This window comes from Sulfurovum xiamenensis, from assembly GCF_030347995.1.
Classification (GTDB): domain Bacteria; phylum Campylobacterota; class Campylobacteria; order Campylobacterales; family Sulfurovaceae; genus Sulfurovum; species Sulfurovum xiamenensis.
In genome coordinates, this window is record NZ_JAQIBC010000001.1 from 554,064 (window position 1) to 579,341 (window position 25,278).

25 protein-coding genes and 1 tRNA gene are annotated in these 25,278 nt (G+C 39.3%); 3 read left to right on the top strand and 23 right to left on the bottom strand.

Annotated elements, in window-relative coordinates; genetic code table 11:
- Positions 1–62 precede the first annotated feature (62 nt).
- The 7 genes from gmk to PF327_RS02880 all read right to left on the bottom strand — a co-directional run bounded on the left by gmk (position 63) and on the right by PF327_RS02880 (position 4,321).
- Positions 63–680 carry a guanylate kinase gene (gmk, locus tag PF327_RS02850; RefSeq protein ID WP_289401245.1) on the bottom strand — a complete coding sequence of 206 codons (618 nt, stop codon included), beginning with the start codon at positions 678–680 and terminating at the stop codon, positions 63–65.
- Positions 680–1,558, bottom strand: coding sequence for a hypothetical protein (locus tag PF327_RS02855; RefSeq protein WP_289401246.1), 879 nt, complete (start codon positions 1,556–1,558; stop codon positions 680–682). The genes gmk and PF327_RS02855 overlap by 1 nt, the downstream gene beginning before the upstream one ends.
- 182 nt (positions 1,559–1,740) lie before the next feature.
- Positions 1,741–1,817 (bottom strand) — tRNA-Arg (locus PF327_RS02860).
- 53 nt (positions 1,818–1,870) lie between these two features.
- Entirely contained in the window at positions 1,871–2,572 is a 702-nt protein-coding gene (locus PF327_RS02865; RefSeq protein ID WP_008244665.1) for a uracil-DNA glycosylase family protein, read from the bottom strand.
- Positions 2,572–2,895 (bottom strand): hypothetical protein, encoded by a 324-nt coding sequence (locus tag PF327_RS02870; protein ID WP_008244666.1) that lies wholly within the window; start codon positions 2,893–2,895, stop codon positions 2,572–2,574. Before PF327_RS02870 ends, PF327_RS02865 begins: the two co-directional genes overlap by 1 nt.
- 1 nt (position 2,896) lies before the next feature.
- Positions 2,897–3,751: a menaquinone biosynthesis prenyltransferase MqnP gene (gene mqnP / locus PF327_RS02875; RefSeq protein WP_289401247.1), complete on the bottom strand. Its 855-nt coding sequence runs from the start codon at positions 3,749–3,751 to the stop codon at positions 2,897–2,899.
- Positions 3,752–3,760: 9 nt separating this feature from the next.
- On the bottom strand, positions 3,761–4,321 hold the full coding sequence (locus PF327_RS02880; RefSeq protein WP_008244668.1) for a CDP-alcohol phosphatidyltransferase family protein: 561 nt from the start codon (positions 4,319–4,321) through the stop codon (positions 3,761–3,763).
- A 99-nt stretch (positions 4,322–4,420) separates the two neighbouring features.
- Between PF327_RS02880 and miaA the strand changes: the two genes are divergently transcribed.
- Positions 4,421–5,323: a tRNA (adenosine(37)-N6)-dimethylallyltransferase MiaA gene (gene miaA, locus PF327_RS02885; RefSeq protein WP_289401248.1), complete on the top strand. Its 903-nt coding sequence runs from the start codon at positions 4,421–4,423 to the stop codon at positions 5,321–5,323.
- Positions 5,324–5,384: 61 nt separating this feature from the next.
- Here miaA and nuoN read toward each other — a convergent pair whose 3' ends face one another.
- From nuoN to PF327_RS02930, 9 genes are read right to left on the bottom strand one after another with little or no spacing between them, the layout of a single operon-like run.
- Entirely contained in the window at positions 5,385–6,875 is a 1,491-nt protein-coding gene (nuoN, locus tag PF327_RS02890; RefSeq protein WP_008244672.1) for an NADH-quinone oxidoreductase subunit NuoN, read from the bottom strand.
- Positions 6,875–8,401 (bottom strand): NADH-quinone oxidoreductase subunit M, encoded by a 1,527-nt coding sequence (locus PF327_RS02895; RefSeq protein WP_289401249.1) that lies wholly within the window; start codon positions 8,399–8,401, stop codon positions 6,875–6,877. Before PF327_RS02895 ends, nuoN begins: the two co-directional genes overlap by 1 nt.
- Before the next feature lie 9 nt (positions 8,402–8,410).
- Entirely contained in the window at positions 8,411–10,330 is a 1,920-nt protein-coding gene (nuoL, locus tag PF327_RS02900; RefSeq protein ID WP_289401250.1) for an NADH-quinone oxidoreductase subunit L, read from the bottom strand.
- Between the two features lie 2 nt (positions 10,331–10,332).
- On the bottom strand, positions 10,333–10,635 hold the full coding sequence (gene nuoK / locus PF327_RS02905) for an NADH-quinone oxidoreductase subunit NuoK (protein WP_008244681.1): 303 nt from the start codon (positions 10,633–10,635) through the stop codon (positions 10,333–10,335).
- Positions 10,635–11,198: an NADH-quinone oxidoreductase subunit J gene (locus PF327_RS02910; RefSeq protein WP_008244683.1), complete on the bottom strand. Its 564-nt coding sequence runs from the start codon at positions 11,196–11,198 to the stop codon at positions 10,635–10,637. Before PF327_RS02910 ends, nuoK begins: the two co-directional genes overlap by 1 nt.
- A gap of 10 nt (positions 11,199–11,208) precedes the next feature.
- A complete protein-coding gene (gene nuoI / locus PF327_RS02915; protein WP_289401251.1) occupies positions 11,209–11,832 on the bottom strand; it encodes an NADH-quinone oxidoreductase subunit NuoI in 624 nt (207 codons plus the stop codon).
- A gap of 9 nt (positions 11,833–11,841) precedes the next feature.
- The gene (gene nuoH / locus PF327_RS02920) at positions 11,842–12,876 is read right to left on the bottom strand and encodes an NADH-quinone oxidoreductase subunit NuoH (protein WP_289401252.1); all 1,035 of its coding nucleotides are present in this window, start codon (positions 12,874–12,876) and stop codon (positions 11,842–11,844) included.
- A 1-nt stretch (position 12,877) separates the two neighbouring features.
- Positions 12,878–15,358, bottom strand: a complete 2,481-nt coding sequence (locus PF327_RS02925) for an NADH-quinone oxidoreductase subunit G (RefSeq protein WP_289401253.1) — start codon at positions 15,356–15,358, stop codon at positions 12,878–12,880.
- On the bottom strand, positions 15,351–16,697 hold the full coding sequence (locus PF327_RS02930; protein ID WP_289401254.1) for a hypothetical protein: 1,347 nt from the start codon (positions 16,695–16,697) through the stop codon (positions 15,351–15,353). The genes PF327_RS02925 and PF327_RS02930 overlap by 8 nt, the downstream gene beginning before the upstream one ends.
- Before the next feature lie 298 nt (positions 16,698–16,995).
- Here PF327_RS02930 and PF327_RS02935 point away from each other — a divergent pair, with 298 nt between their 5' ends.
- The gene (locus PF327_RS02935) at positions 16,996–18,012 is read left to right on the top strand and encodes an NAD(P)-binding domain-containing protein (RefSeq protein ID WP_289401255.1); all 1,017 of its coding nucleotides are present in this window, start codon (positions 16,996–16,998) and stop codon (positions 18,010–18,012) included.
- A gap of 208 nt (positions 18,013–18,220) precedes the next feature.
- Here the strand turns inward: PF327_RS02935 and PF327_RS02940 are convergent, their stop codons facing one another.
- From PF327_RS02940 to PF327_RS02960, 5 genes are read right to left on the bottom strand one after another with little or no spacing between them, the layout of a single operon-like run.
- Positions 18,221–18,538, bottom strand: a complete 318-nt coding sequence (locus tag PF327_RS02940; RefSeq protein WP_289401256.1) for an NADH-ubiquinone oxidoreductase subunit E family protein — start codon at positions 18,536–18,538, stop codon at positions 18,221–18,223.
- Between the two features lie 9 nt (positions 18,539–18,547).
- On the bottom strand, positions 18,548–19,777 hold the full coding sequence (gene nuoD / locus PF327_RS02945) for an NADH dehydrogenase (quinone) subunit D (protein ID WP_008244694.1): 1,230 nt from the start codon (positions 19,775–19,777) through the stop codon (positions 18,548–18,550).
- A gap of 8 nt (positions 19,778–19,785) precedes the next feature.
- Positions 19,786–20,568 (bottom strand): NADH-quinone oxidoreductase subunit C, encoded by a 783-nt coding sequence (locus PF327_RS02950; RefSeq protein ID WP_289401257.1) that lies wholly within the window; start codon positions 20,566–20,568, stop codon positions 19,786–19,788.
- Positions 20,568–21,110, bottom strand: a complete 543-nt coding sequence (locus tag PF327_RS02955; protein ID WP_008244697.1) for a NuoB/complex I 20 kDa subunit family protein — start codon at positions 21,108–21,110, stop codon at positions 20,568–20,570. Before PF327_RS02955 ends, PF327_RS02950 begins: the two co-directional genes overlap by 1 nt.
- Positions 21,092–21,481 (bottom strand): NAD(P)H-quinone oxidoreductase subunit 3, encoded by a 390-nt coding sequence (locus PF327_RS02960; protein ID WP_008244699.1) that lies wholly within the window; start codon positions 21,479–21,481, stop codon positions 21,092–21,094. Before PF327_RS02960 ends, PF327_RS02955 begins: the two co-directional genes overlap by 19 nt.
- A 285-nt stretch (positions 21,482–21,766) precedes the next feature.
- On the opposite strand from PF327_RS02960, the gene PF327_RS02965 reads away from it, so the two are divergent.
- Positions 21,767–22,180 carry a rhodanese-like domain-containing protein gene (locus PF327_RS02965; protein ID WP_289401258.1) on the top strand — a complete coding sequence of 138 codons (414 nt, stop codon included), beginning with the start codon at positions 21,767–21,769 and terminating at the stop codon, positions 22,178–22,180.
- A 4-nt stretch (positions 22,181–22,184) separates the two neighbouring features.
- On the opposite strand, the gene PF327_RS02970 is transcribed toward PF327_RS02965, so the two are convergent.
- Positions 22,185–23,429, bottom strand: coding sequence for a zinc ribbon domain-containing protein (locus PF327_RS02970; RefSeq protein WP_289401259.1), 1,245 nt, complete (start codon positions 23,427–23,429; stop codon positions 22,185–22,187).
- 51 nt (positions 23,430–23,480) lie between these two features.
- Positions 23,481–25,214, bottom strand: coding sequence for an ATP-binding protein (locus PF327_RS02975; RefSeq protein ID WP_289401260.1), 1,734 nt, complete (start codon positions 25,212–25,214; stop codon positions 23,481–23,483).
- Positions 25,215–25,278 lie beyond the last annotated feature (64 nt).

Below are 25,278 nucleotides of genomic sequence, written 5' to 3' on the forward strand. Positions count from 1 at the left end.
ATCCTTTATATTTCGCTACAGAGAGCATTAATTTGAATAATTATACTGCAATATGTTTAATCTTAGTTATTTACCAACCAATGTTCAACAAATTTTTCCTCATCTTCTGCACTTTGTTTCAATCTCGCTGCCTTGGCCACGATCACAAAACGTTTTGTTGCTTCCTCCACTGTATCATTGATAATGGTGAAGTCATACTCACCCACTGCTTTGATCTCGCCTTTTGCATTTTCAATACGCTTGACTATGACAGACTCATCGTCGGTTGAGCGTGCACGAAGTCTTGTCTCCAACTCTTTGAGGGTCGGCGGTGTGATGAATGCGGATGTCGTAATATCGTTCATCTTTGCACGTACAAGCCTGTGGCCCTGTACATCGATATCGAATATCACCAGTTTTCCCTCATCCAAAGCTTCTCTTACAGGTTTGAGTGATGTACCGTAATAGTTACCGTGTACCTCCGCATACTCAAGAAAATTTCCCGCTTTGATATCCTCTTCAAAACTCTCTTTACTTACAAAAAAATAATCTTTGCCATCCTCTTCACCTACTCTGGGAGCACGTGTGGTCGTCGATATGGAAAAATAATATTCACCGATCTCATCTGACGCTGCGTTGATAATGGTGCTTTTACCTGCACCGCTTGGACCTGAGAGTACTAAAATAGCCCCTTTTTGCATTATTGATCATCCTCTAATTTTATTTTGATTTTCGTCTCTTTGCCTTTTAAAAGTTTTTTTATCTTTTTAGGTTTCATCTGACCCAGTGCAGCCCAGATCGCTACTTCGATACGAGAAAGTTCCTCTTCATTTACTCCTGTCTCCTGCTTTGTCTTAGAAAGTGTCCCCTCTCTCTCTTCTGGAGCATTTACAGCATCATAACTCAATTCTTCGACTATTTCATTCTCTTCTACGATCTCCAATCCGTCAGCGATCAGTTGTTCTTTGATCACTTCCACTTTACGCGCTTCATAGTCATCATCGCTCAAAGAGATGGTATTTTCATTCTCTTCTATCTCATCATCCATCTCTAACAATGCTTTGATCTTTGCTACTTCATCCCTGTCCAGTACTTCTGGAAGGCTCATATCTTCTTCCAGTTCCGACATAGTATCATCCTCTTTCTCTTCTGTAGATCTAGAAACAATATCCGGTAAAATCTCATCCTCTGCCTCTTTATTTTCTAAAGAGAATGGAAAAATAGAGATATCTTCTTCTATTGCAGTTCCTTCTTCTCTTTCATCAGCATCATTCGGAGTAATACTTTCAATCACATTGATGATCTGCGAAGGTAAAAATGGTTTCTTGATAGTCTCATCAAAACCCATCATCGCTTCACCAGCATAAGAGATAAAAACTTTTTTTCTTGCATCTAATGCTTCAAGTAACACTTGCACATCATTGACATAAGAGACTTCATCCACAAAAATGATATCATATGACGCTTTCTTCACTGCATCTGCACTCACTACTTCATCCAGTGCTATATTTTCATCTCTTGTACAAAGTGCGAGCAATCTTGAGACAACAGGATTGATGTTAATGAGTAGAATGTTCATAAAAAGCTCTCTTGGATAATTTGTTATTATTATAATATAAATCTGGTTAGGAGTTGGTTGTTTAAAGATAATGTATTGAAGTAAAATAGGCCTTCTTATACGTTGTGTTCAGATTTTACGTGATTTTATTGCGTTATACATTCAGCAGTAAAAGAAAACGCGTGATTGATACAAAAAAGAAGTGGTACACCCATCAGGATTCGAACCTGAGACCTTCGGTACCGCAAACCGATGCTCTATCCAGCTGAGCTATGAGTGCACATTTAAAATGTAGTAGCGATAATTTAGAGCGCAATTATAGCAGAGAAATCTTTATTTATCAAGTAAATTCATAGGGCCAAATAATTTGATTGCTTTGGGGTTGGAAATGAATGTATGATTGTAGGGATGTTCCAGTTCGATCGTTTCAAATCTATCGAGTGAAAATTGTCTCTTTAAGTCCTTTGCATGCGTACCGAACAAGATAAGTTTTGGTGCATTTTCTTCCATGGCATTCAACAGTGTTTGGATAAAAGGTTTCCATGCTTTGATATGTTTTTTCGTACTTTTTTTGTCTGTAAATATCAGTGCCGTATTTAAAAGAAGTACCCCGTTTTTTTCAAAGTTACGCCGAAGGTCATCTATAGAATCGATCATTGCTGTTTTATCTAATTTGGTAATGGCTTCCTGGGAAGTATCATCTGTTGTCAACCTATGGCTAGCGACGAGGGCCATCTTCATAAAATTACGCAGACTTGTTGCACGGTTGACCTCTTTACTTAAACCAGAGGCTGAAAAAAGGTTCTGCACTTTAGTATCGATAAAAGCATACCCCCCGGCGCTCTCTTTTCTTGGATAAGGGTCCTGTCCAAAGAGGATGTATTTTACTTTCTCCTTAGGAAGTGTGTTAAAGGCATTCAGGTAGTTTTCTTTGGTAGGGAAGTAGTCCGCATCTTCTTCTAAAAATCTCTGATACTCTGCTTCAAGAGAGGCATACGCTTCAGATAAAACTCTTTCCCATGAGCTCTTGGACATTAATCTCTCTTTTTGAGTTTATCAAACTTGATGATCAGTTCTATCTTACTTACAGGGATACCCAGTTTTTCAGAGACAGAAGCTTTACTTTCACCTGCATTGATCAATTCCATCACATCATCCAAAGAGGAGAAGTTCTCTATCACATCTTTCACTGCAACACGTGATGCTTCATAGTTTGCTATCGTCACATTTTTGACGTCCAGTATTTCATTGAGTTTTTTATTCTCTTTTGCTAATTTACTGTTTCTACCCACAAGCATCAACAGTATGATCACCAACAGTGCCAATAATCCTAAAACTGTCATATCCATCATTTCCATCTTATAGAACCTCCACGATAATTAAAATTAAAAAAACAAATCCCAGGTAACCATTCACTGTAAAAAAGGCTTTGTCTATTTGTGTAAAATCTTTGTTGACGATGTAGTGTTCATAACCCAACATGATAGTAGAAAAAACTATAGCGAGCTGTGCCCAAAAAGCCAACCCTGCAGCCACTACAAAAGCAGCCCAAAACACAATGGCAAAAAAGTGGAATAGCCTTGCGATCCACATGGTCTTGTTTGCCCCAAACTTAGAAGGGATAGAGTGCAACCCATGGGCTTTATCAAATTCGATATCTTGCAGAGAGTATAGCAGGTCAAATCCTGCGACCCAGAACATCACACCCATTGCCAGATAAATAGACCATAAAGTGATCTCGCCGTTTACTGCCACTACACCTGCTATAGGTGCCAGTCCCAAACTTACCCCTAAAATAAGGTGTGCCATTGAAGAGAAACGCTTAAAAAATGTATAGGCCCCTAGTACAATCAAAATAGGCAATGAGAGCTTAAAAGCCAAACTGTTCACGAAATATGCAACCACCATAAACAACAAGGCATTCAATACTATAAATCCTACCATTTGTTCATTTGACACTCTGCCGTCTACAGAAGGACGACCTTTGGTACGAGGATTCAGTCTGTCAATATCTCTATCAAGATAACGGTTCACCCCCATAGCAAAGTTTCTCGCAGTGACTGCTGCCATTGTACCTAAAAACAGCAGCTTCCAGCCAAACCAACCTTGTGCAGCAACAAGCATTGCTATAAAGATAAAGGGTAAGGAGAACACTGAATGCTTAAACATGACCAATTCTGAAAAATGGTTCAATTTCTCTTTAAAACGATTCACTGTTTCACTCTACGGATGAGGGATTTTCAGTTTAGAGTTCAGTGACCATGCGATGATCAGTACTAAAACAACGATAACGTATACATTTGTGATCACTCCATAGGCATTCAGGAGATAGAGGATCCATAAAAGAATAGCACCTAAAGGTGTAGGCACACCTTCAAAGTACTTTTCAACCTCTCCAACATCCACTTTAAGGTTAAATTCCACCAGTCTTCTCAAACCATTGATGATATACCAGATAAATACCAAACCCAACAGCAGTTCTTCTACACCACTAATACCACTATAGTGTTTGACTGCATAAAAAAGTAAAAACGGCGGCATGACCACAAAAGAGAGGAAATCTGCAAAACTGTCAAGTTGGATCCCAAACTCTGTTGAAAGACTGTATTTACGTGCCAGCTTGCCATCAATAATGTCACAGGCACCGCCTATCCATGCTAAGACGATAGCGGTGAAGAAATCACCTTTCACGATAAAAAATATTGCCATGATACCTGCTGAGACATTCAAATAGGTTACCAGGTTGGCAATGTTAAAACGGTTGTTCTTGTCAAATAAATTCATTCCTGCCCTTCTATATCTATAGTGGTATTTTATCCTTTTTGGGGTTATGGTATGATTACGCTATGAGAAGTATCAAAATACACTACAGTGAGGCACTAAATGCCGAGTCTTAAAACCTTTAAACAGCTTGCACTCATCGGTCCTACTGCCTCAGGAAAGACAGCACTTTCCATCAAAATAGCACAACAGATGAATGCCTATATTCTATCACTCGATTCACTCTCTATCTATAAAGATATTGATATTGTCTCTGCAAAACCTACGTTGAGTGAACGAGAAGGTATTGTACATTTTGGTATAGATTACCTCTACCCTAATGAAAATTTTGATGTCACGACTTTTATCAGGCTTTATCATGAGGTACATAGACGCTGCCTGGAGGATAGGAAAAACCTTGTGATCGTTGGTGGGACCAGTTTTTACCTCAAAATGCTCATAGAAGGTATCAGTGAATTACCCAACATTTCAAATGAGACCGATGCAAAAACCAAAATATATTTACAAGATTTACAAAAGAGCTATACGTGGCTTCATCGGTTAGATACACAGTACATGTCAAAGATTGAATCCAATGATCCCTACCGTATAGAAAAAGCATTGAACATCTATTTGGAAACCGGCCTGACCCCCACACAATATTTTAAACAATTTCCACCGCAACCTACTGTAACTGAACCACTTCCTATCTATCAGATAGAGATTGAAAGAGAAAAACTTCGTGAACGTATCGCCTTGCGTACTAAAATAATGATCAATGATGGTTTGATCGATGAGATATGTACACTGGAGAAGAAGTATACACGCTCACCCAACTGTATGAAATCTATAGGGATCAAAGAGACATTGGCTTACCTGGACGGGATCTATGACAAAAAAATGCTTAGTGAAAAAATCACTACCAATACTGCACGATTGGCTAAACGCCAGACAACATTTAATAACTCTCAGTTTGATAACGTGATAAAAGGGGATGTAAAAATGTTGGAAAAATTGTTATTGTAAGAGAAAAGGTCGGAACATCAACCTTTCTACACGCTCAGCGCTCAACGCTGAACGCTAAATCTTAGTACCCGCTGGCACTGATCATATAATAGATATATGATACAAGCGGCTGTACATAGAAAATGGCTGCAACAGTTGCAACAGTCGCGAAACCGACCATGGCCATCAATGGTTTAGAGATGTTATAGTAGACTACATCCACATCTTTTACCGGATCTTTCAAGAACATATACACCACAAGTTTCATATAGTAATATGCAGCGATCGCTGAGTTAAGCCCCATGATGATCGCTAACCAGATATAACCAGCATTTACCGCTGCCTGCATCACATAGACTTTACCCCAGAACACTGAGAATGGAGGTACACCCGCAAGAGAGAACATAAAGAGTCCCATGATAACTGCACCCATTGGCATGATCTGGATCAGACCCGCAAACTTTTCATACGGATGGTCATAACGTGAATCAAATCTTCTCTTTTTATGACGTGATATCCACAACATTGAGAACGCACCAAGGTTTGTAAACATAAAGAGCGCATAGTATAAGAATATTGCTGTGTTACCCTCTGTGGTATCTAGTGCCAATGCTGCTATGATAAAACCTGCATGAGAGATAGATGAGTATGCAAGCATACGCTTGACATCATTTTGTACCAATGCCATGATATTTGAAAGTGTCATCGTAAGTACTGCAATGATAAGGATCGTCCATCTTACCCATTCGATACCAAGATCAATATACATACCAAAGAGTCTGATGCTTACTACAAACGCAGCAATTTTAGGTACCACTGACATATATCCAGCCAACGCTGCAGAGGCTCCTTCATAAACATCCGGTACCCATGTATGGAACGGGAAGAGTGAAAGTTTGAAAGCAAAAGCAACAAGTAACAATACGGATGAACCAAATACCGCGATCATTAATCCTGTTTCATTCAAGCGCGTCGCCATAACCTCTGCTACTTTATAAAGTTCTACTGAACCTGTGAGTGCATAAACAACTGCTGAACCCATAGCAAAGAATCCTGCTGCCAGTGCACCCATAGTAAAATACTTCACTGCAGCTTCATACGAGTTCGCTCTGTTATGCAATGCGATCAGTGTATAGAGTGCAAGCGATGCTGTCTCAAGTCCAACAAAGATAAGGATTAAATTATCTGTCGCTACCATGAACTGGAATCCTGCGATCATAAATAAGAAAAGTGCAAAGAATTCAGGATATGAATACTCATGGAATCTCTTGGATGTCAATGCCAATGGTATGAATATCATTGAACCACCAATGATCATCAGCTGAGATACAATAGATATACCATCAATCAACATCACATCAAAGAATCCGCGTTCATTGACATTGAGTCCCAATACAGAACCAAAATCAACGAATAGTACCAAGATCGTTAACATGACATACAATGATTTATGTAATTTTCCATTAAGAAGATCAATGATCAAAATAATCAAACCACCAGCAATCGCTATAAGCATAGGTGCTAGTGTAATAAGGTTCAGGCTTTCTAAACTCACATTAATTGGCTCTAACATTAGTTTGCCTCCTTACTTGATTTTGCAACACTTATCATATCTTTTGCCTCTTGTGTAATTGCTTTTTCATCCATAAAGCTTAACAATGCTTTTACAGAGTTGTCTATCGGTTCAAGTACTGGTTTAGGATATACTCCTAACCAAATGACTATTGCAACCAATGGGATAAGTGACCATGTTTCTCTACCATTGAGATCTTTGAGTTTTTTGTTCTCTTCATTATTCAATGGACCAAAGAAAGTACGTTTCATGACTCTTAGCATATAAACGGCACCTAAAATAATAGAGGTTCCTGCCAAAATAGTCATCATTGGTGATACTTGGTAGAAACCAAGAAGTACAAGGAACTCACCGACAAAACCGATAGTCAACGGTAGTCCGACCGATGCCATCAGCATGATCCCGAATATCACCGCAAACTTAGGCATCACGGATGCTATACCACCAAATTCAGACATTAACTTCGTATGTCTTCTGTCATAGATCATACCCACAAGCATAAAGAGTGCACCCGATACGATACCGTGAGACAACATTTGGAATACTGAACCTGACAAACCTTCTGCATTCATTGCAAAAAGACCAAGCATAATAATACCCATGTGTGATACTGAAGAGTATGCAATCACTTGCTTCATATCTTTTTGCGCATAAGCGATCATAGCTGTATAGATAATCATGATAAGCGATAACACTGCAATCGGTGTGATAGCCAAGACAGATGCATCCGGGAACATTGGAAGGGAGAATCTAACAAATCCATAGGTACCCATTTTAAGAAGTACTGCTGCAAGAATAACCGAACCGATCGTAGGTGCCTGCCCGTGTGCATAAGGAATCCATGTATGAAACGGGAACATCGGTACTTTGATCGCAAATCCGATAAAGAACGCTGCAAATAGCCATAGCTGATAATTTACAGGTAAAACCAATGCATACCAGTCTGTGATGGCAAAACTCCATACCCCTGTAAGGTTATGGTAAATATATGCAACAAATAACATACCAACTAGCATAATAAGTGACCCCATGAATGTATAAAGGAAGAATTTGATCGCCGCATACACTCTTAATGGTCCACCCCATGCACCAACGATATAAAGCATTGGTACAAGAGAAAGCTCCCAGAATAAATAGAAGATAATAGCGTCAAGTGCGACAAATACACCTACCATAGTCATCTCTAGGAAAAGGAGTGTTACGATCATATTTTTAATATTTTTTGTTTCACCCATACTTGCCATACCGATCAGTGTCATCAATGTTGTCATAAGAATAATGAACAATGAGATACCATCAGCACCAAGATAATAGGATATCCCCATATCAGGGATCAACGGGATCATCTCTACAAACTGCATACCTGCGTTTGATGTATCAAAACTAAACCATAACCATAAAGAAAGCAAGAATTCAATTGCAGCTACAGTAATACCGTAAGTTCTTGCACTCTCTTTATCTACTATAAACCCAAGCAATCCTGCAACTGCTGGGAAGAAGACCAATATACTTAAAATATTTTCCATTTTTACCCCTTAACCTATCATCGCTGAAATCGCAGCAATTACCAATAACAGTACCGCACCAACAGCCATCCAGTTTAGATAGTTTGAAAGGTTACCTGTTTGCATACTTCTTGTTTTATCACCAGAACCGTAAAGGAACTTCGCAATGTTGTCTACAGTTGCATCTACTATTTTCAGATCCACCTGTGTCCAGAATTTTTCAGAGATCATCATATATGGTTTAGTAATGAACTCTTCATAGAATTTAGGCACATAATACTGGTTAGCAAGTAGTTTATAGAAGAAACCGTTCTCAACTTTTTCACTTCTTTTCCAAGCATTCTCACCTGTTCTTGCATATCTAAAGTATGCATACGCGATACCGGATACAGCAAAGAAGATAACGATCAGCCCTAAATAGGTTGCCAGGTGGTGTGTATGCTCAGACATTTCATACTGTACACTATTGCCTATCTCATAGATAAATGCTTTATATTGTCCCATAAACCAGCCTGTGATGATTGCAAGTACTGCAAGAGGAGACATCGCTACGAGTACAAATCTATACATTTCATGTGGATGGAATCCTAACGGCGTGTGGCGGTCTTCACCATGGAACGATAGGAATATTTGTCTAAATGAATAGAATGCTGTCATACCAGCAGTGATCACCAACATAGCCCATAAAACATAGGTATGTTCATTAAATGCTGTCTCAATAATCGCATCTTTTGACCAGAATCCTGCAAGTGGCGGTAGACCAGCAAGTGCAATGGAAGCGATGGTCATGTAGATCCATGTCCCTCTCATCTTCTTTCTTAGTGCCCCCATCTTAAAGAGATCAAGCTCATCATGCATCGCATGCATTACGTTACCTCCACCAAGGAAGAGGAGTGCTTTAAAGAATGCGTGCGCTGCAAGGTGGAACATTGCGATCCAGTACGCACCAAGCCCTGCTGCAGCAAACATGTATCCTAACTGTGAAAGCGTAGAGTAGGCAATAATTCTTTTCAGGTCACGTTCAACCAGTGCCATAGATGCTGCGTAGAATGCAACAAAGGTACCAAGTGATGCAATGAAGAAACTCACCCCTGCAACTTCTTCCATACTGTACAATGGATTAGATCTAATGACCAGGAAAACCCCTGCTGTTACCATTGTTGCTGCGTGGATCAACGCAGAAACTGGTGTAGGACCTTCCATCGCATCTGTTAGCCATGTGTGAAGTGGGAACTGCGCTGATTTACCCATCGCACCGATAAAGAGTGCGATTGCAGCCGTTACTAACACTGTTTCACCAAGATATGGAAGTTGTGCAAATACTTCATCATACTGCAAAGAACCCGTGTTCCAATAAAGGATAAAGATACCGACCAACATACCAAGGTCAGCGATACGGTTCATAATAAATGCTTCATTTGCTGCCCATGAAGGTGAGATAGAAGGATTGTCTTCTCTTGCCTGGTCCGGCTTATGGTACCAGAAACCAACCAGTAGCCATGAACAAACACCAACACCTTCCCAACCTATAAACAGACCGGCAAAGTTATCTGACATCACAAGTATCATCATAGAGAATACGAAGGCAGAGAGGTATGAGAAGAATCTGTTGAAACTCTTATCATGGTCCATGTAACCGATCGCATAGATATGTACTACAGTAGAAACCAAAGTCACCACTGTCATCATTGTAACCGATATCTGGTCAACCACAAAACCAAACGGTATGTTCAGATCTCCTGCATTGATCCAATCCATCATCGTTACATGTACGACTGTACCTGTCGTGTAAAGATTGTATGCCAATGTTGCCGAAGCAACGAATGCTACACCTATAAGTATAGAACCAACAATACCTACAAATATTTTTCTTTCACTCATACCAAATAAAGCTGCAAAAAGAGAACTTACAAATGGTGCAAAAAGTGCTACATATACTAAATTTTCCATTATTATCCTCTCATACTTGCAAGGTCGTCAAGATCAAGACTTCCCTGTTTCTTATACAACACGATCAATATACCCAGACCCACTGCCACTTCACTCGCTGCAATCGCAATGATAAAGAATGCAAACATTTGACCTGTCAAGTCATTGTAATAATGTGAAATCGCTGCAAAGGCTATATTGACTGCATTCAGCATTACTTCTGTTGCGAAGAAAAGCATTAAAAGGTTTCTTCTTCTAAGTACACCGACCAATCCTATAGAGAAGAGTATCGCAGATACGATCAAATAGTGAGAAAGACCTATCATCATTTTTCATCCTTTACTATCATAATTTCATCATCTGCACCCATATCTTCAGTGAGACTCACATCCATTTTCTTACCAGCAAGTATAATTCCAGCGATCATTGCTACGAGCAACATGAGTGCGGCTACTTCAAACGGTACAAGATACTTTGTAAAGAGCACGATTCCAACATCCTGTGCATTACCTACACCTTCATGCATTGGGTAAAGTGCCTGGATATTCTCGCTGAAGATCGGTGCTGCGAACATCAGTACCAATACCAATGCTGAGAGTCCACCAAGCAAGAAGACTAAAGCATTGTTTGTATTTTTCTCTTTGATATCTCTTGTTGCATCAAAGAACATCATCGCAAAGGCATAAAGGGCCATGACAGCCCCAACATAAACAACAAGTTGAACGACACCAAGGAAGTCTGCACCCAAAATGAAAAAGAATCCAGAGATAAGTACCATACCTGCTGCGAGAGATGTCATCGCATAAAGTATATTTTTACTCATCACTGTGATCAAGAAAAGTCCTATTATTAAAGCCGAAAATAGGTAAAAGGCTACGATTTCATACATTCTACTCTCCCTAATATGCTAGTGGTGTTTTTTTAATGTTTTCATCTGCATTTGGAGATATTGCACCAAATCCGTCATACTCTTGCTGTAAGTTCAGTTTGTCAAGAGGTGTCAACATATCTTCAAAGAGAGAGAATCCAGCCCTTTGCTCTGCAGCGTTCTCATAACGCGGCCCGTGAACAATAGCAAGTTCCGGACAAACCTCTGCACAATAACCACAGAAGATACAACGACCGAAGTTAATGGTATATTCACTCACTTCTTTACGTTGGTTTTCATCATATCTTGTATCCATAGAGATACAATTCGAGATACATATCTTTTCGCAAAGACCACAACCGATACATCTGTAGTTACCTGATTCAAGTAATCTAAGCATGTCATGGATCGCTCTGTATCTCGGAGAGATTGGCATTTTTTCAAATGGATACTTGACTGTATGCATATCTCCTTTAAACAGTGCTTTAAACATTGATCTCATTGTAACCCATAACCCTACAAAAAGCTCACCTTTCACGGTTCTTTTCGCTACTTGCGAGAACTGTTCCATCGCTGTTTCAGGTTTTCTTCCTACATCAACGGTTGTGTAGTTTTGTGTCCCTACATTTCTGTTTTTAAATTGTTCTAAACTCATACCTACTCCTTATACCATTACCACGATAGCAGTGATCAAGATATTGATGACTGCGATTGGCATTAATACTTTCCAACAAAGCCACATTAACTGATCTGGTCTAATATGTGGCCATGATGCTCTTACCCATAACATCAAGAAGAAGAAAAATGCAATTTTAAGGATAATAAACAACCATCCAAAGTCACCTGCTGCATCAAATCCACCTAAGAATACGATCGATGCAATAATAGCAACGGTGATCATGTTCGCATACTCACCGATAAAGAACATACCCCATCTCATACCAGAATACTCGGTTGCATAACCAGAAACAACTTCTGCTTCATGCTCAAGAAGGTCGAATGGTGTTCTGTTCGTCTCTGCGAATCCTGCAATGAGGAACAGTACAAACGCTACTGGTTGTTGCCAGATCAGCCATGAACCGATACCACCGGCTTGTGCTTCATTAAAGTCCACAAATGACAGTGAGCCCACTAACATGATCGGTGCCAAGATAGAAAGCCCTGTGACTACCTCATAAGATAAAAACTGAATCGCTGTTCTCGCTGATCCTATAATACCCCATTTGTTCGCCTGTGACATACCTGCCAAAAGCGGTCCGTAAAGTCCTGCTGCCATCATACCAAGTACAAACAACACACCGATGTTCAAATCAGATGCAATAGAGGGTACAAAGGTATCACCAAGCAAAGGAATAAACTCAGGAATTGTAAAGTCTGGAAAAACCGGTACAGCAGAGAGAGCAATAAATGCTGTTGCTGCTGTAATCACAGGTGCAATCATAAAGATGAATTTGTTCGCATTCTGCGGGATGATATCCTCTTTTGTGAAGAGTTTAATACCATCTGCCGCAATTTGTAGTAAACCATACGGTCCTACGTGCATCGGCCCAAGACGTCTTTGCATAAATGCAAGCACTTTTCTTTCTATGTATGTACCAAAACCTGCAATTGCTGAAATCACTGCCAAAATAATAATGGCCTTAATGATCACACCTAATGCTGTAACTTCTGGTAAGTTTTCTATAAGTGTTGTTTCCATATTACACCTTTCTCAATGTTACTGTTTGATATCTAGATCCGCCAAAGAGACCATATACATCTTTAGCAGCTTTAAAATCTGGAACTTTTACAATGTCACCTTCGATCTTTTCATCAGCAACTACATCTAAAGTAATGCTTCCATTTTCAAAGACTACTTCTACTTTTTCGCCCAAGCTCTCTGCTTTGGCTGGACTTGCATAGAGTGCGAATGCTTCAAAGATCTCATGTGCTTTATCTGTAAAGTCATTGAACTGTCTCGCAGGGTTACATCTGTATGCGATCTCACCTTCAAGTGCTGCACTCTCATCAAACTTCTCAACTGTCGGTAATCCTACCTCTTGCACGGTGACATCCAGTTTATATCCGCGGTTATCTACACCGGCATTCGTATATGAATTTGGTAAAGAGTCAAATGCTACAGCTTTAAAGCCTTTAGACACAGGAAGCATCTCTGTCCAGTCAATCGTTAACTCTGGTGCACCTACAAGTGCTTTTACAATGTCATTTAACTCATATCCATCGTATTCTAATGCCGCATTGGTAGGGAGTACTCTTTTCGCCATAGAGGTTAATGTTCCCTCTTGTTGGTTCATTGCCGGCATATCCAGGTCGCCATCACCCAGTGCAGAGAGTCTAAAGTCACCATTTTCGTTGTACCCGACTGTATAACCAGAACATTCATCGTCAAGATCACAGATCAATGCAACACCCAGTGCATTTGACTTTGGTGGCGTCATAACAACATCAATGTTACAAGTTGCTTCAACAAGTGCTACAAGTTTAGCAAGATTTTCAGCTTTTTCATGGAAGTAAAGATCTTCACCTACCATCAATGAGAAAGCCTCTTTTTTCTTCATCATTTTGTCAAATGCATCATCAAATTTCTCAGAATCCTTACCTAAAAGTGTCACAAGTCCGTTGATCGTTACAGTGATCTCTTTTTCAACAGTCTCTTTGACTTTTTTAGATACTTCTTCCTCTTCACCAGTCTCTTCATTTTTTACCATCTCTTTGACAGTCTTCATGACCTGTTCTTTAACCGTTCTTGTCTCAGAACTTTTAAAGCTATCAATATACTCTTTTACATCTGCAGGAAGTTTCTCTTTATCTGCAAATAGATCTAAGATAAGGTAAAGTGCTGCTTCTTCCAGACCTGCTTTGTGAACAAATGTTTCAACCGTCTTACCAAATGTAGGGATCAATGTGTCACCTACCGGGTGGAAGTAAAGTCCTGCACCTTTGTTAAGCTTTTGTACGTTGTTGAACGCATATTTAAGTGCTGGAGAGTCATTTCTAAGTGCCGCACCTACAGAAATAACAAAATCACTCTTCTTCATGATCGCATCTGTATCTGTAGAGTATAAAGAGCTACCTGATGCTGCTGCATAGTGACCTAAGAATTTTTGGAATGCTCTGACCTCTGGATTATAGAGTTTAAGCCCCATTTTTTCTTTCAGTGTCTGAAGCATCATCGCTTCTTCATTTGTGATCATAGCGTTAAAACGGATAGTATCCGCTTTTTTAAACGCTTCAAGTGCTGTATTGAATGCTGCTTCATCTTTCGTTACATCTCTGTTTTCATAGTCATAGGCAAAACGTGCTGAACCATCCAATGAGACATAAGACCATTCATTCGTAACACGGTAGATCTTTTCAGATCTGTCTTCAATCGATGTATGTTTCACTTCATAATAAATTTGTGCACCATCACTCGAGTGTGCTGCCACAGCAGGTATTCTTCTTAAATCCCATGCATTTGACTGATAGACAAAGTCACGGCTTACGAGTGCACCCACCGGGCATACTGCGATACATTCACCACAGTCTGAACAGTTTGTCTCACCTGTACCGTTGCTCGGTGCGATCACAGACTTTTGAAGTTTATTCCACATAGCGTATGCATCTTTAGGCATCGTGTCTTTATAACCCTTATCAAGATCTGCACCGCCTCTTTTTGCCGTAGTGATCGCTGCATCCCCTACCATATCTTTACAGACAGTAGTACAACGTTCACATACGATACAGAGACCCGGGTCATAATGCAATACTGATGACCAGTTTGTTGTCTCTCTTTTTGTATCCGGGATCATATACGATTGTGAGTCTACCCCAAGTTCAAGTGTATAATTCTGTAATTCACACTCACCAGACTTATCACATACACCACACTGAAGTGGATGGTTCACATCATAGACTTCCATGATAGCTCTACGTTCTTCGAGGATATTTGGTGTCTCAGTAGTGACTTCCATCCCCTCTTTGACTTTAGCGTTACATGCATATACCTGTTTACCATCTGCCTCTACTAGACAAATACGACATGCCAATGTTGGCGAACATCTTGTCAGGTAACATATAGCCGGGATGAAAACATCATTAGCACGAGCAGCATTAAGGATATATTCACCTTCTTTTGCTTTGTACTCTATACCATCAATCGAAATTGAGACCATATTATCTACTGTTTGTACTTCACTCATCGTTGTTTCCTATTTTTTGATTGTTTATTTTTTCAAAAGCTAGTCTGCTAAATCTATAGGAGGATAGCAAAGATGCACTTAAGTTTATGTCAAAAGTCGGATTTAACGCAATGGTTCCTTTCATAGATGTATCAATTTTAAACACACGTTCAAATTTAACCCCCTCGATCTCAAAAGAAATCATGTCCCCATCTTGCAATTTTGTAGCCGTGGAAAACTGTTTAGAACCGATCAAAACACTCTCTCTCAGACACTTTTCCATCGCATTTTCAACTTTTCTATAGGTATAGGTCACTGCACCGTCATACACAGGTAGATCATCTATTTCATCGAGGGTAAAATCCCTTATTCTCTCTTGGGGTATCACTCTGCTAATACAATGATTCTTTAGATCATCATCACTGAGTTTCTGAAAGCCTTTATCTTTAGGTAATTGGTTACTGTAGTCTATAAAATTCTTGGCATCCAGTCCTACTATAGTGGCAATGCTATTTAATTCACTTATATTTAAGGTTTCTGTATCATTATTAAGATACACACATTTATCACTATTTACATAAGTACCCTCTTTGCAAGTGTCATAGTCCACACTTTGACCTTGAACGTCATCATCGAGGTCACAAATCAATGCTACACCTAAAGCATTTCGTAGAGGTGGTATACATAAAACATTGACTCCTGCGTACATTTCCAGAAACGCTATCAATTTTGCTATCTGTTCTGCTTTTGGATGCGTATAGAGATCACTTCCTATGATCAAAGATACTGTCGTTTTATCACCGATAAGGCTATTCATCGATTCCAGCTCTTCTTCTCCTACATTGCTTTCCGCACTGAGGTAACCGATATCAAGGTCATCCAAAATATCTTCTATCTCTTCAGGAAGTGTTACATCTTGCAGTAGTGCATATGCCAACAATGCGGCTACACCCTCTTCACTCCCTACTTCGTATTTTATAAACTGTGTGATACTCGTTTGAAGTCTTGCATCTTCTATAGGATGCATGTAAACAAATTGAGGCTTTTTTTCTTTCAGCACCTTGTGAACCAAAGATGTTGCCTCTGTACTTTCATCCTGAAACCATACACCAAAAGATATCACTACATCCGAAGCAGACAACGTATCTAAATCTCCTTTAAAAATATGATACCCGCTACTGCTGCTATATGCCTTTAAAAAATCCTGATACACTTTTGCTTCAGGGCATATCAAATGTTTTCCCTGTTTCTCTTTTAATAATTGAAAGATATGTGCTTCTTCATTCGTAATAGCTGCTGAAAAAACAATACTGTCAGCTTCAACTATTTTCTCTTTTTGACTTTCATATCTGGACTCCACGATCGTCTCTTCCTCCTGCTGATCTTGCCTTTAACTACCTTGAACAATACTACCTTATTGTCTTTGTATAAAAATGCTTGGGGTGATTGTATTAGAAAACAAATTAAAAAACAAAGTTCTGTGTTAAAATGTATCACTAATGATTCATAGAGCTCTGTTTTAAGCCTTTATCATACTTCTTGATGTTACGTATACTCACATCGAAGCTCAACTTATGAAAATTATAAATTCCATATAGATATTTTTTCAATTCTCTATGTTACAATTTACATCAAAATAAAGTTTTATAAGGGTAAACATGATACATGAAAACGGAAAAGTAGTAGACATTGCGATTATTGGTGCTGGACCTGGTGGTATGGCAGCTGCTATCGAAGCAAAACTAGCGGGTATTGAGAATATTGTTGTGATCGACAAAGCGCCTCACCACAATGATATGATCCACAAGTTTTACAAAAAAGGTAAACGTGTTGATAAAGACTGGATGGGTATCAAATTTGAATTCACTGGTAACGTTACTTTTGAAGAGTGTTCTAAAGAAGAGTACATTGAGCAAATGGATAAAAAACTTACTGATGCTGGTGTACTTGACAGATTTGAGTATAACCATGAGATCATGAGAGTTGAAAAAGGTGAAGATGGTCTTTTCTCAATTATTTATGGTACTGATGGTGTAGATGAAGCGTTGGAAACGTTGAAAGCTAGAAACGTTATCCTTTCAGTGGGTCGTATGGGTAAACCAAACAAACCTAAATATAAGTTCCCTAGAGAGCTTAAAGATGTTCTTAACTTCAACCTTTCAAAAGTTCAAAATGGTGAGCATGTAATGGTTGTCGGTGGTGGTGACACTGCAGGTGAATACGCTTATGGTCTAGTAGAGATGGAAGGTATGGAAGATTGTGTGGTAACACTTAACTACAGAAAAGCAGAAATCACACGTATGAACCCGATCAATACTGAAATGTGTACAAAGTATCTTGACAATGGTAAAATTGTTAACAAAATGGGTGTAGATGTTGAGAGCGTTGAGCCTTCAGCAGCTGGTAAGATCCAAGTAAACTTTACTGATGGTTCAACAGGTGAGTATGACAGAGCGGTATATGCACTTGGTGGAACGACTCCAAAAGATATCCTTGTAAACTCTGGTGTCAAAACTGGTGAGTGGGATGTACCTGTATACAATGAGGCAACATTTGAGACAAATGTAGAAGGTCTTTATACGATCGGTGATGTTGTAACAGATCAAGGTTCAATTGCACTTGCATTCAACCATGCGAGTGATGCAGTAAAAGATATTGCATCTAAACTAAAATAAATCCTCTATACTGTGCTCTTGACTGAGCATGGTATACGTATACCTACGCTAAGACTCTTTCTTGGAGTATCGTATCCCCCAACGTTTCATTTTCCACTTAACAATAATGATGAAGAGTTGTTTGATTGATATATGTGTTGTAGTATATGAAAACCATATAACATCTTCACACAAGAAAAGATGCTATATGTTATAAAACAGCAGGCTTCTATTCAGCGTTTTCTGTCTCAGCCTCTTCCGATACAGCTGCAGCTTTTTCAGCCTCGATCTTGGCAGCTCTCTCCTGCTTTGTCGCTTCATCTACTTTTTTGACGACAATAGTCCAGTCCACTTCGTTGAACTTGAGTGAATTCATCAAGTCATGCCCAGTTGCTTTGATCACATCAGCAGATTTTTGGATAGAAGTGAAATCCCCTACTTCAAAAAGGAAAATTCCCACTTCCCCTACTTTTAGTCCCTGATCAATAAGCTCGACCATTCTATCATAGAAATCATCTTTTAAGTGTCTTAAATCATATCTTTTCATGGTCTCTCCTTATCTGTCAACTTCACCGAATACGATGTTGGTAGAACCAATGATCGTAACGACGTCTGCTATATATGTACCAACAAGAAGCTCTTGAAGAAGTCCTGTATGGAAGAAACTCGGTGCTCTACACTTGAGCCTGTAAGCATACGGCTCACCCTCTGACTTGATATAGAACCCAAGTTCACCCTTTGGTGACTCTGTCGGACTGTACACTTCACCTTTAGGCGGTCTCATACCTTGAGTAACAAGTACAAAGTGCTGCATCAATGCATAGTTTTGTGTCATGATCTCTTCTTTTGGTGCTGAGATATACTGTGGTGAGTGTGCCATCAATTGAGGTTCAGTCTCAGCATACATAGGAATGAGCTGTCTGATGATTCTTGTGGATTGTCTTATCTCTTCCATATAGAGTCTATAACGTCCATATGAATCACATCTTTCACTCACCGGCACATCAAAGTCAAGCTCTGAATAGAGTTCGTACGGCTCTTCTTTTCTGATATCATACTTCACACCTGAACCTCTAAGCATTGGACCTGTACAACCCCATGAAAGTGCATCTTCAGCAGAGATAACCCCTACATCTTCCAAGCGCATTTTCCAGATACGATTTTCTGTAAGCAGTGCTTCATACGTATGCTCTACTTCATAGTCTACTTTGTCACAGAATGCTGCGATATTTTCTAGCCAACCTGCAGGCAGGTCAAGAGGCACACCACCGATACGTACTGCAGAGTGTGTCAATCTTGCACCACAATAGTCTTCCATTAAGTCCATCGCAAATTCACGTTCACGGAATGCATAAAGAAATACGGACATTGCACCGACATCCAGAGCATGCGTTGCAATGAAGAAAAGGTGTGAAATAACACGGTTAAGTTCAAGCAACATCGTTCTGATCACTTGTGCTCTTCTTGGTGCCTCTACCCCGATCAGTTTTTCAACCGCCAAAGCATAGGCATAGTTGTTTGAAGTTGAAGCAATATAGTCAAGTCTATCTGTCGTTGGTAAAAACTCGTTGTATGTCATGTTCTCCGCCATCTTCTCGATACCTCTATGAAGGTAACCGATGTCCGGATAAGCTTTTACTACTTGTTCACCGTCGAGTTCAAGCACAAGTCTTAACTGACCGTGTGCCGAAGGGTGCTGAGGACCAAAGTTGATAACCATTGTGTTGTCGTCACGCTCAAAGTTGAGGTTCTCAAAAAATGGCGTTAATTTATTAGCTACTTGCATCGGCTCCCCTATTTTCTTTCGTCTAATTGCTTAGCTGATTTTTTATTATAGTTCACTAAGAATGTTTCACTATATTCAACGGCTTGTTCTTTTTCACCTTCAGAAATATCCGCACCGAACGGTACTTCATATCCTACTCTTGAGAAACGTTTTGTATCGTGTCTGTCCACTTTTGCAGGATCTCTGTTTTCCGGTCCGATGATATCTCTATACTCTTTTCCGAAGATCTTATCGACTTCGTACCATGAAGCGAACTCATCTCCATGTAGAGGATAGGTTTTAAGTAATGGATGTCCTTCCCAGTCATCAGGCATGATGATACGTTTAAGGAATGGATGGTTGTTTACTTTGATACCGAACATATCGAACATTTCACGCTCTGCAAAGTTCGCAGATTTGAAAAGAGGTACAACGCTCTCAATCGCTTCACCTTTTTTAATACGACATACAACCCTTACTCTTTTGGCTTCATTGACATTCAGAAGCTGGTAAAAAAGCTCAAATTCTCCGTCTTTTGCCAAATAATCTACCGCTGATTGCTCAGAACATTGTGTGTATCCACATTCTTCTTTCAGTGTTTTAAGTACAGAAACATTATTGGTTGCATCGATGTGTACAATAAGCTGTCCGATCTCTATATATGACTCCTTCGCTTGATCACCTAACGCTTTCATTACTGCTGCGAAATGCGCATCTTCTACTTCACTTCTTGGTACACGTGGTGCCACCCAGAATCTATCTGTATAGTATGCTTTGCCTTGAACGTTGTCTTTTGGTACATATTTTCTCATTAGATCAACCTCGCTCTTTTACCCGTTTGATTGGTTAAGTCTTGTTTTGTGTTCTTCTTCATATCGGCAGACTCTTTACGAATCTTCTTTTGAAGCATCATCAGTGCGTACTGAAGTGTTTCAGGTCTTGGTGCACATCCAGGAAGATAGATATCTACAGGAATGATACGATCCACACCTTGTACGGTTGCATAGGTGTTGAACATACCACCGGTATTTGCACATGATCCCATAGAAATCACCCATTTAGGCTCTGTCATTTGATCATAAAGTCTTCTGGCGAACTCAGAGTGCTTTTTGGAAAGTGTTCCGGCAAGGATCATCACATCTGCTTGTCTTGGAGAAGCTCTAAAGATCGTTCCCATTCTATCGAAGTCATAACGTGAAGCTCCCGATGCCATCATTTCGATCGCACAACATGCGAGTCCATACGTAAGCGGCCAAAGTGAATTTGAACGCCCCCAGTTTACGAGTTTGTCTACCGAAGTCAGTGCTATCGGCAAGCCAGCAGAGCTGGCATAATTTACTTGATGCTGTGCCATTCAAGTGCTCCTTTCTTCCATGCATATACGAAACCAATCGCAAGTAGTAAGATAAATAGTATCATCTCAGCAAAACCAAACCAACCGAGTAATTTAAAGTCGATCGCCCAAGGGAACATAAAGATGATCTCTACATCGAACAAGATAAACAAAAGTGCTATCAGATAAAACTGTGCAGAAATGGCATTAGGTTGCTTAGTCACCTCTGGTCCACATTCGTATATACTTAATTTAAGTCTTTCCGTATCAAGTCTTGCAAATTTTCTACTAACGAAACGTGCAGCCCATAGCGTCGCCGGGAACGCCACTGCTGTCAACGCAAATAAAACAAATACACCGAAATACGGATGTTCTGTAATTACATGAGTCATGTTAATCCCTTTAATTTCATAAATTCTCTTTAAAAAACGAGCAAAGCTCGTTTTCAATTCCTCACACTGAAGTTCACCTTAGGCTTAAGTTTTCACTTGCTTTTTCCAGTAGAGAAATTCCTTTAGAATATTAGCTTCATATTATCTAAAAGATGATTAAAAGATTTTGGGAGGACTCAGTCCTACCCATGATTACGCTTTGGTATGTAACAAGATGTAACGATGCATAAAGAAAATAGCGCTACAATATCAAATAAAATTATAATAACTATAAGGAACGACAAGATGACTCTTGTAAAAAACCCTATGAATGTACTCTATTGGATCACTATGGCAGGCTTACTTTTTTGGTTTGCCTACTCAAAAGGATGGATACTTGCCAACTTTGAATCCATAGATGCCAAACAAGCCATATATTTGCTGGAAAATGACGACAATGTTACACTTCTTGACGTAAGGACCATAGATGAGTATAAAAGTGGTCATCTCAGAGATGCGACACTCATTCCCGTAGATGCATTGAGTCAAAATCTGAGTATGCTCAAACAAGATAAAGATAAAAAGATCATTGTCTATTGTAGAACAGGAAGCAGAAGTGTTACTGCTTCACGCATATTAGAAAAGAACGGCTTTACCCCTCTTAATGTCAAAGGAGGGATCATCCAGTTGATCGGTGCAGGAGCTACACTTGTAAAATAAATGTCTACGCACCGCACTCTATACAGTACTGAATATGTTTAGGTGTCCGCTTATGACATACACTGCACACTCTGTTTAACTCCTCTTGGCAAAAACCACAATAGTTTTTACTATAGTCCACCCTGTTTCTACAGTTTGGACATCTGCTTTGATTATAAGCATCGATGTAGAGTGTCTTTTCTTTCATCTCTTTTCTTAATTTTTCTCTCTTGGCAACACTTCTTTGTATAAAGAAAACAACCAGACCGATACTTACAATACCAAGAAACATCAAAAAGTAGTATCCCAGGAATATAAAGCCGTATTGATATAAAAAAGTAATGATCTTCTCTAAAAACCTTTTGGGGATGATATGAAAGATCAAACGCAATACATCAATCAAGATGGGAAGTAGCGTAATGATAATGATATGGGAACTGATCAATGTGACAAGTTTATTTGGCACCGATACCTTTCTTACAGGACTTGTAGAGAACCGATGGGCCAAGAGAGATAAAAGCAATAAAGGCAGGGTAAATTTTAATAAATACAAAAATGATATGAAGGGTTGCCAAAAGGCATAGGAATCATACTCTTTGTTGAATGTCTCTCTATTTGTATTGACAAAATCAACATACTCCTGGTAGCCTTTATAGGCGGATACTGCCTTGATCTCTTTGATCTGCTTATCAATACTCTTCTCTTTTTCAAGCAAAGTGTAGTATTTATCTCTAATCTTTTTATCTCTATCTTGCTGGGTAGCAGATATTTTTTCGAAAAGTGCAGTATTGTATCTTCTTTCGATGCTATTGATCTCAGAGAGCACATTTCGTTTGTCATTTCTTAAATTGTTTTTGAGTTCTTTGTTATTTTTAAATAGATCAGATAGTGCAAAAACAGCTATTTTCTCATAAAGCTCTGTACATAGCGGTGCCACTCTTTTGTCTATATAGGTTTGAACTTTTTGACCACTGTAGTATGCTGAATGGGTGGGGATATAAAATGATCCATATTCCGAAAAAGGGAATGTATCATAGATATATCCTCTTGTGGCACTGTTCCAGACACTCCTTTGGTATTCTGGATCAAAATGGTTCTTGCATTGGTAAGGGTACTTGACACTGACCGAGGGAGACATATCTTTTTCAGAGTCTATCCCCGTTAAAATGGTAACAAATAAAAAGATATCCAGTATGATGATCAACACTATGGAAAATTTAGAAAAGGGTTCATTGTTGAACGTAAAAAGTGTTGATTTCGTTTTTGTCATGAATGATCTTATGTGAGAAAACATCTGAATCCTTTCGTTAAATCGTTAAGATTACACTTTAAAGCCCATACTCTTTGTCCCTTCAAAGCTGCTACCGAGCTCTTTCTCGATCTCTTCAAGGAAGTCCTGGTTCCCAAATACACTCTCTTCACGTACCGCTACTTTATAGGCTGTATTCTTGATGATAAGATTGATCTGTCCTCCGGTGAGCTCGTATTTGGAAAGTTCTGTCATATCAAATCCCTCTTCATAATCCGCATTTTCGGGAAGCATGAACTGCCACAGTCTAAGACGCTGTTTTTTCCCCGGTTTTTTAAATTCGATCTTATAATTGAAACGTCTTGAAAAAGCCTTATCGATGTTACCGAGCAAATTGGTTGTAGCGATAAGTATGCCTTCAAACTTTTCTATCTGTTCGAGAAAGATATTTTGCATCTGGTTATGCATCTTATCTGCCGAACTTCCTGTTCCTTCGCTTCTTGCACTCAAAAACTGGTCTGCTTCATTGAGCAGTAAAATAGGATCCACCTTTGCTTTTGTACGTAACTCTTTAAAATCATCAAATATCCTGCGTACGTTCTTTTCACTCTCTCCTACATACATAGAGAGAATCTTGGAACAGTCAAAGGAGAGTATAGGACGTTTGAGTGTTTTCGCCAGACTCATCGCTGTCATTGTTTTACCTGTACCTGCGGCACCGTAGAAGATAATACGTGCATCAATGCCTTTACGTTTGTCTTTAATCCCCCACTCTCTTAGTTTCTTAAATACTTCCTTGTCAACCTGCTTGACAACATTCTGAAGAGTCTCTCTTGTTTTAGGATGCAGTACGACATCATCTAAGGTCGTTACGGGTTTCAAATACTCGAAAAGCTCTTGTTCCTGTACCAGTGCATCCAACTTGAGCTTGGTGACTTTTTTGCTTTTTTTAGGATGTATGATACGCTGCATCACCTCTTCTTGCAGATAGAAAGAGCGGCTGACACCCCCAAACATGTTTAATATCTCTTCATAATCGATGATATCCTCAGAGATGAGTTTTGCACCATCTTCAAGCAGCGCACGGTTCTTTATCTTCTCGTACTCGTCAAAGCTTATGAGTTCTATGAGGGTGTTCATGTCCCTAAATTGACCTTCTCCCCCACTGTACTCCTCTTTAAGCAAGGCCAGGAATATCCGTTTTTCTTTCTCATCAAGTTCTTTCTCTTTAAAGAACTCTTCAACGACAATAGGTGTTTCTGTCATTTTGACACGCTCTTCTATACGCGTTGTCAAAAGTGTCAATTTGTTTTTCAATCGACCTATACTCAGTGAATTGTCTGCAAATCCCTGTTTGAATGTAGCTATTTTATGTAAAAGTGAGACCATATCAAACTGATCCTGAAGATACTCAAGATGGTCTGTATAAGGTTTGACTTCCGGAAGGAAGATTTCCAATGATCCCTCTTCCAATAAACGTAACAGAGAGATACTTGGCGTCACAGAAGTACTGAGTAGTTCCAACGTAGATGCTTCATGTGCTTTAACCTGTCCGAAACTCACCTGTATCATCCATCCTAGGTCCAAAAGGTTTTTGATCAATCCGAGTTTTTGCAGATAGACATACCCCTCTGATGAAAAATTCTCTTGCAGTATCTCCAGTACAGAGACTTCTTCCAGTCCCCTCACGTAACGTTTACAGATATACTGTACCAGAGATGCCTCTTCTTTCGTACATTTCAAATGTTCAAAGATCAATGTTTTCTTCACATCTTTTGTTTCAATGAAGTCAATAAGGTATTTCAATGTGTGTTCCTCATAGTTAATAATTTGAGTATAACAAATATTTGCTATACTTTGAGTAATACAT

What these genes read in the sequence shown, in the direction of transcription:
- gmk (WP_289401245.1), bottom strand. Translation starts at nt 680, where the DNA reads ATGCAAAAAGGGGCTATTTTAGTACTCTCAGGTCCAAGCGGTGCAGGT.
- PF327_RS02855 (WP_289401246.1), bottom strand. Translation starts at nt 1,558, where the DNA reads ATGAACATTCTACTCATTAACATCAATCCTGTTGTCTCAAGATTGCTC.
- PF327_RS02865 (WP_008244665.1), bottom strand. Translation starts at nt 2,572, where the DNA reads ATGTCCAAGAGCTCATGGGAAAGAGTTTTATCTGAAGCGTATGCCTCT.
- PF327_RS02870 (WP_008244666.1), bottom strand. Translation starts at nt 2,895, where the DNA reads ATGGAAATGATGGATATGACAGTTTTAGGATTATTGGCACTGTTGGTG.
- PF327_RS02880 (WP_008244668.1), bottom strand. Translation starts at nt 4,321, where the DNA reads ATGAATTTATTTGACAAGAACAACCGTTTTAACATTGCCAACCTGGTA.
- miaA (WP_289401248.1), top strand. Translation starts at nt 4,421, where the DNA reads ATGCCGAGTCTTAAAACCTTTAAACAGCTTGCACTCATCGGTCCTACT.
- nuoN (WP_008244672.1), bottom strand. Translation starts at nt 6,875, where the DNA reads ATGTTAGAGCCAATTAATGTGAGTTTAGAAAGCCTGAACCTTATTACA.
- PF327_RS02895 (WP_289401249.1), bottom strand. Translation starts at nt 8,401, where the DNA reads ATGGAAAATATTTTAAGTATATTGGTCTTCTTCCCAGCAGTTGCAGGA.
- nuoL (WP_289401250.1), bottom strand. Translation starts at nt 10,330, where the DNA reads ATGGAAAATTTAGTATATGTAGCACTTTTTGCACCATTTGTAAGTTCT.
- nuoK (WP_008244681.1), bottom strand. Translation starts at nt 10,635, where the DNA reads ATGATAGGTCTTTCTCACTATTTGATCGTATCTGCGATACTCTTCTCT.
- PF327_RS02910 (WP_008244683.1), bottom strand. Translation starts at nt 11,198, where the DNA reads ATGTATGAAATCGTAGCCTTTTACCTATTTTCGGCTTTAATAATAGGA.
- nuoI (WP_289401251.1), bottom strand. Translation starts at nt 11,832, where the DNA reads ATGAGTTTAGAACAATTTAAAAACAGAAATGTAGGGACACAAAACTAC.
- nuoH (WP_289401252.1), bottom strand. Translation starts at nt 12,876, where the DNA reads ATGGAAACAACACTTATAGAAAACTTACCAGAAGTTACAGCATTAGGT.
- PF327_RS02925 (WP_289401253.1), bottom strand. Translation starts at nt 15,358, where the DNA reads ATGAGTGAAGTACAAACAGTAGATAATATGGTCTCAATTTCGATTGAT.
- PF327_RS02935 (WP_289401255.1), top strand. Translation starts at nt 16,996, where the DNA reads ATGATACATGAAAACGGAAAAGTAGTAGACATTGCGATTATTGGTGCT.
- PF327_RS02940 (WP_289401256.1), bottom strand. Translation starts at nt 18,538, where the DNA reads ATGAAAAGATATGATTTAAGACACTTAAAAGATGATTTCTATGATAGA.
- nuoD (WP_008244694.1), bottom strand. Translation starts at nt 19,777, where the DNA reads ATGCAAGTAGCTAATAAATTAACGCCATTTTTTGAGAACCTCAACTTT.
- PF327_RS02950 (WP_289401257.1), bottom strand. Translation starts at nt 20,568, where the DNA reads ATGAGAAAATATGTACCAAAAGACAACGTTCAAGGCAAAGCATACTAT.
- PF327_RS02955 (WP_008244697.1), bottom strand. Translation starts at nt 21,110, where the DNA reads ATGGCACAGCATCAAGTAAATTATGCCAGCTCTGCTGGCTTGCCGATA.
- PF327_RS02960 (WP_008244699.1), bottom strand. Translation starts at nt 21,481, where the DNA reads ATGACTCATGTAATTACAGAACATCCGTATTTCGGTGTATTTGTTTTA.
- PF327_RS02965 (WP_289401258.1), top strand. Translation starts at nt 21,767, where the DNA reads ATGACTCTTGTAAAAAACCCTATGAATGTACTCTATTGGATCACTATG.
- PF327_RS02970 (WP_289401259.1), bottom strand. Translation starts at nt 23,429, where the DNA reads ATGACAAAAACGAAATCAACACTTTTTACGTTCAACAATGAACCCTTT.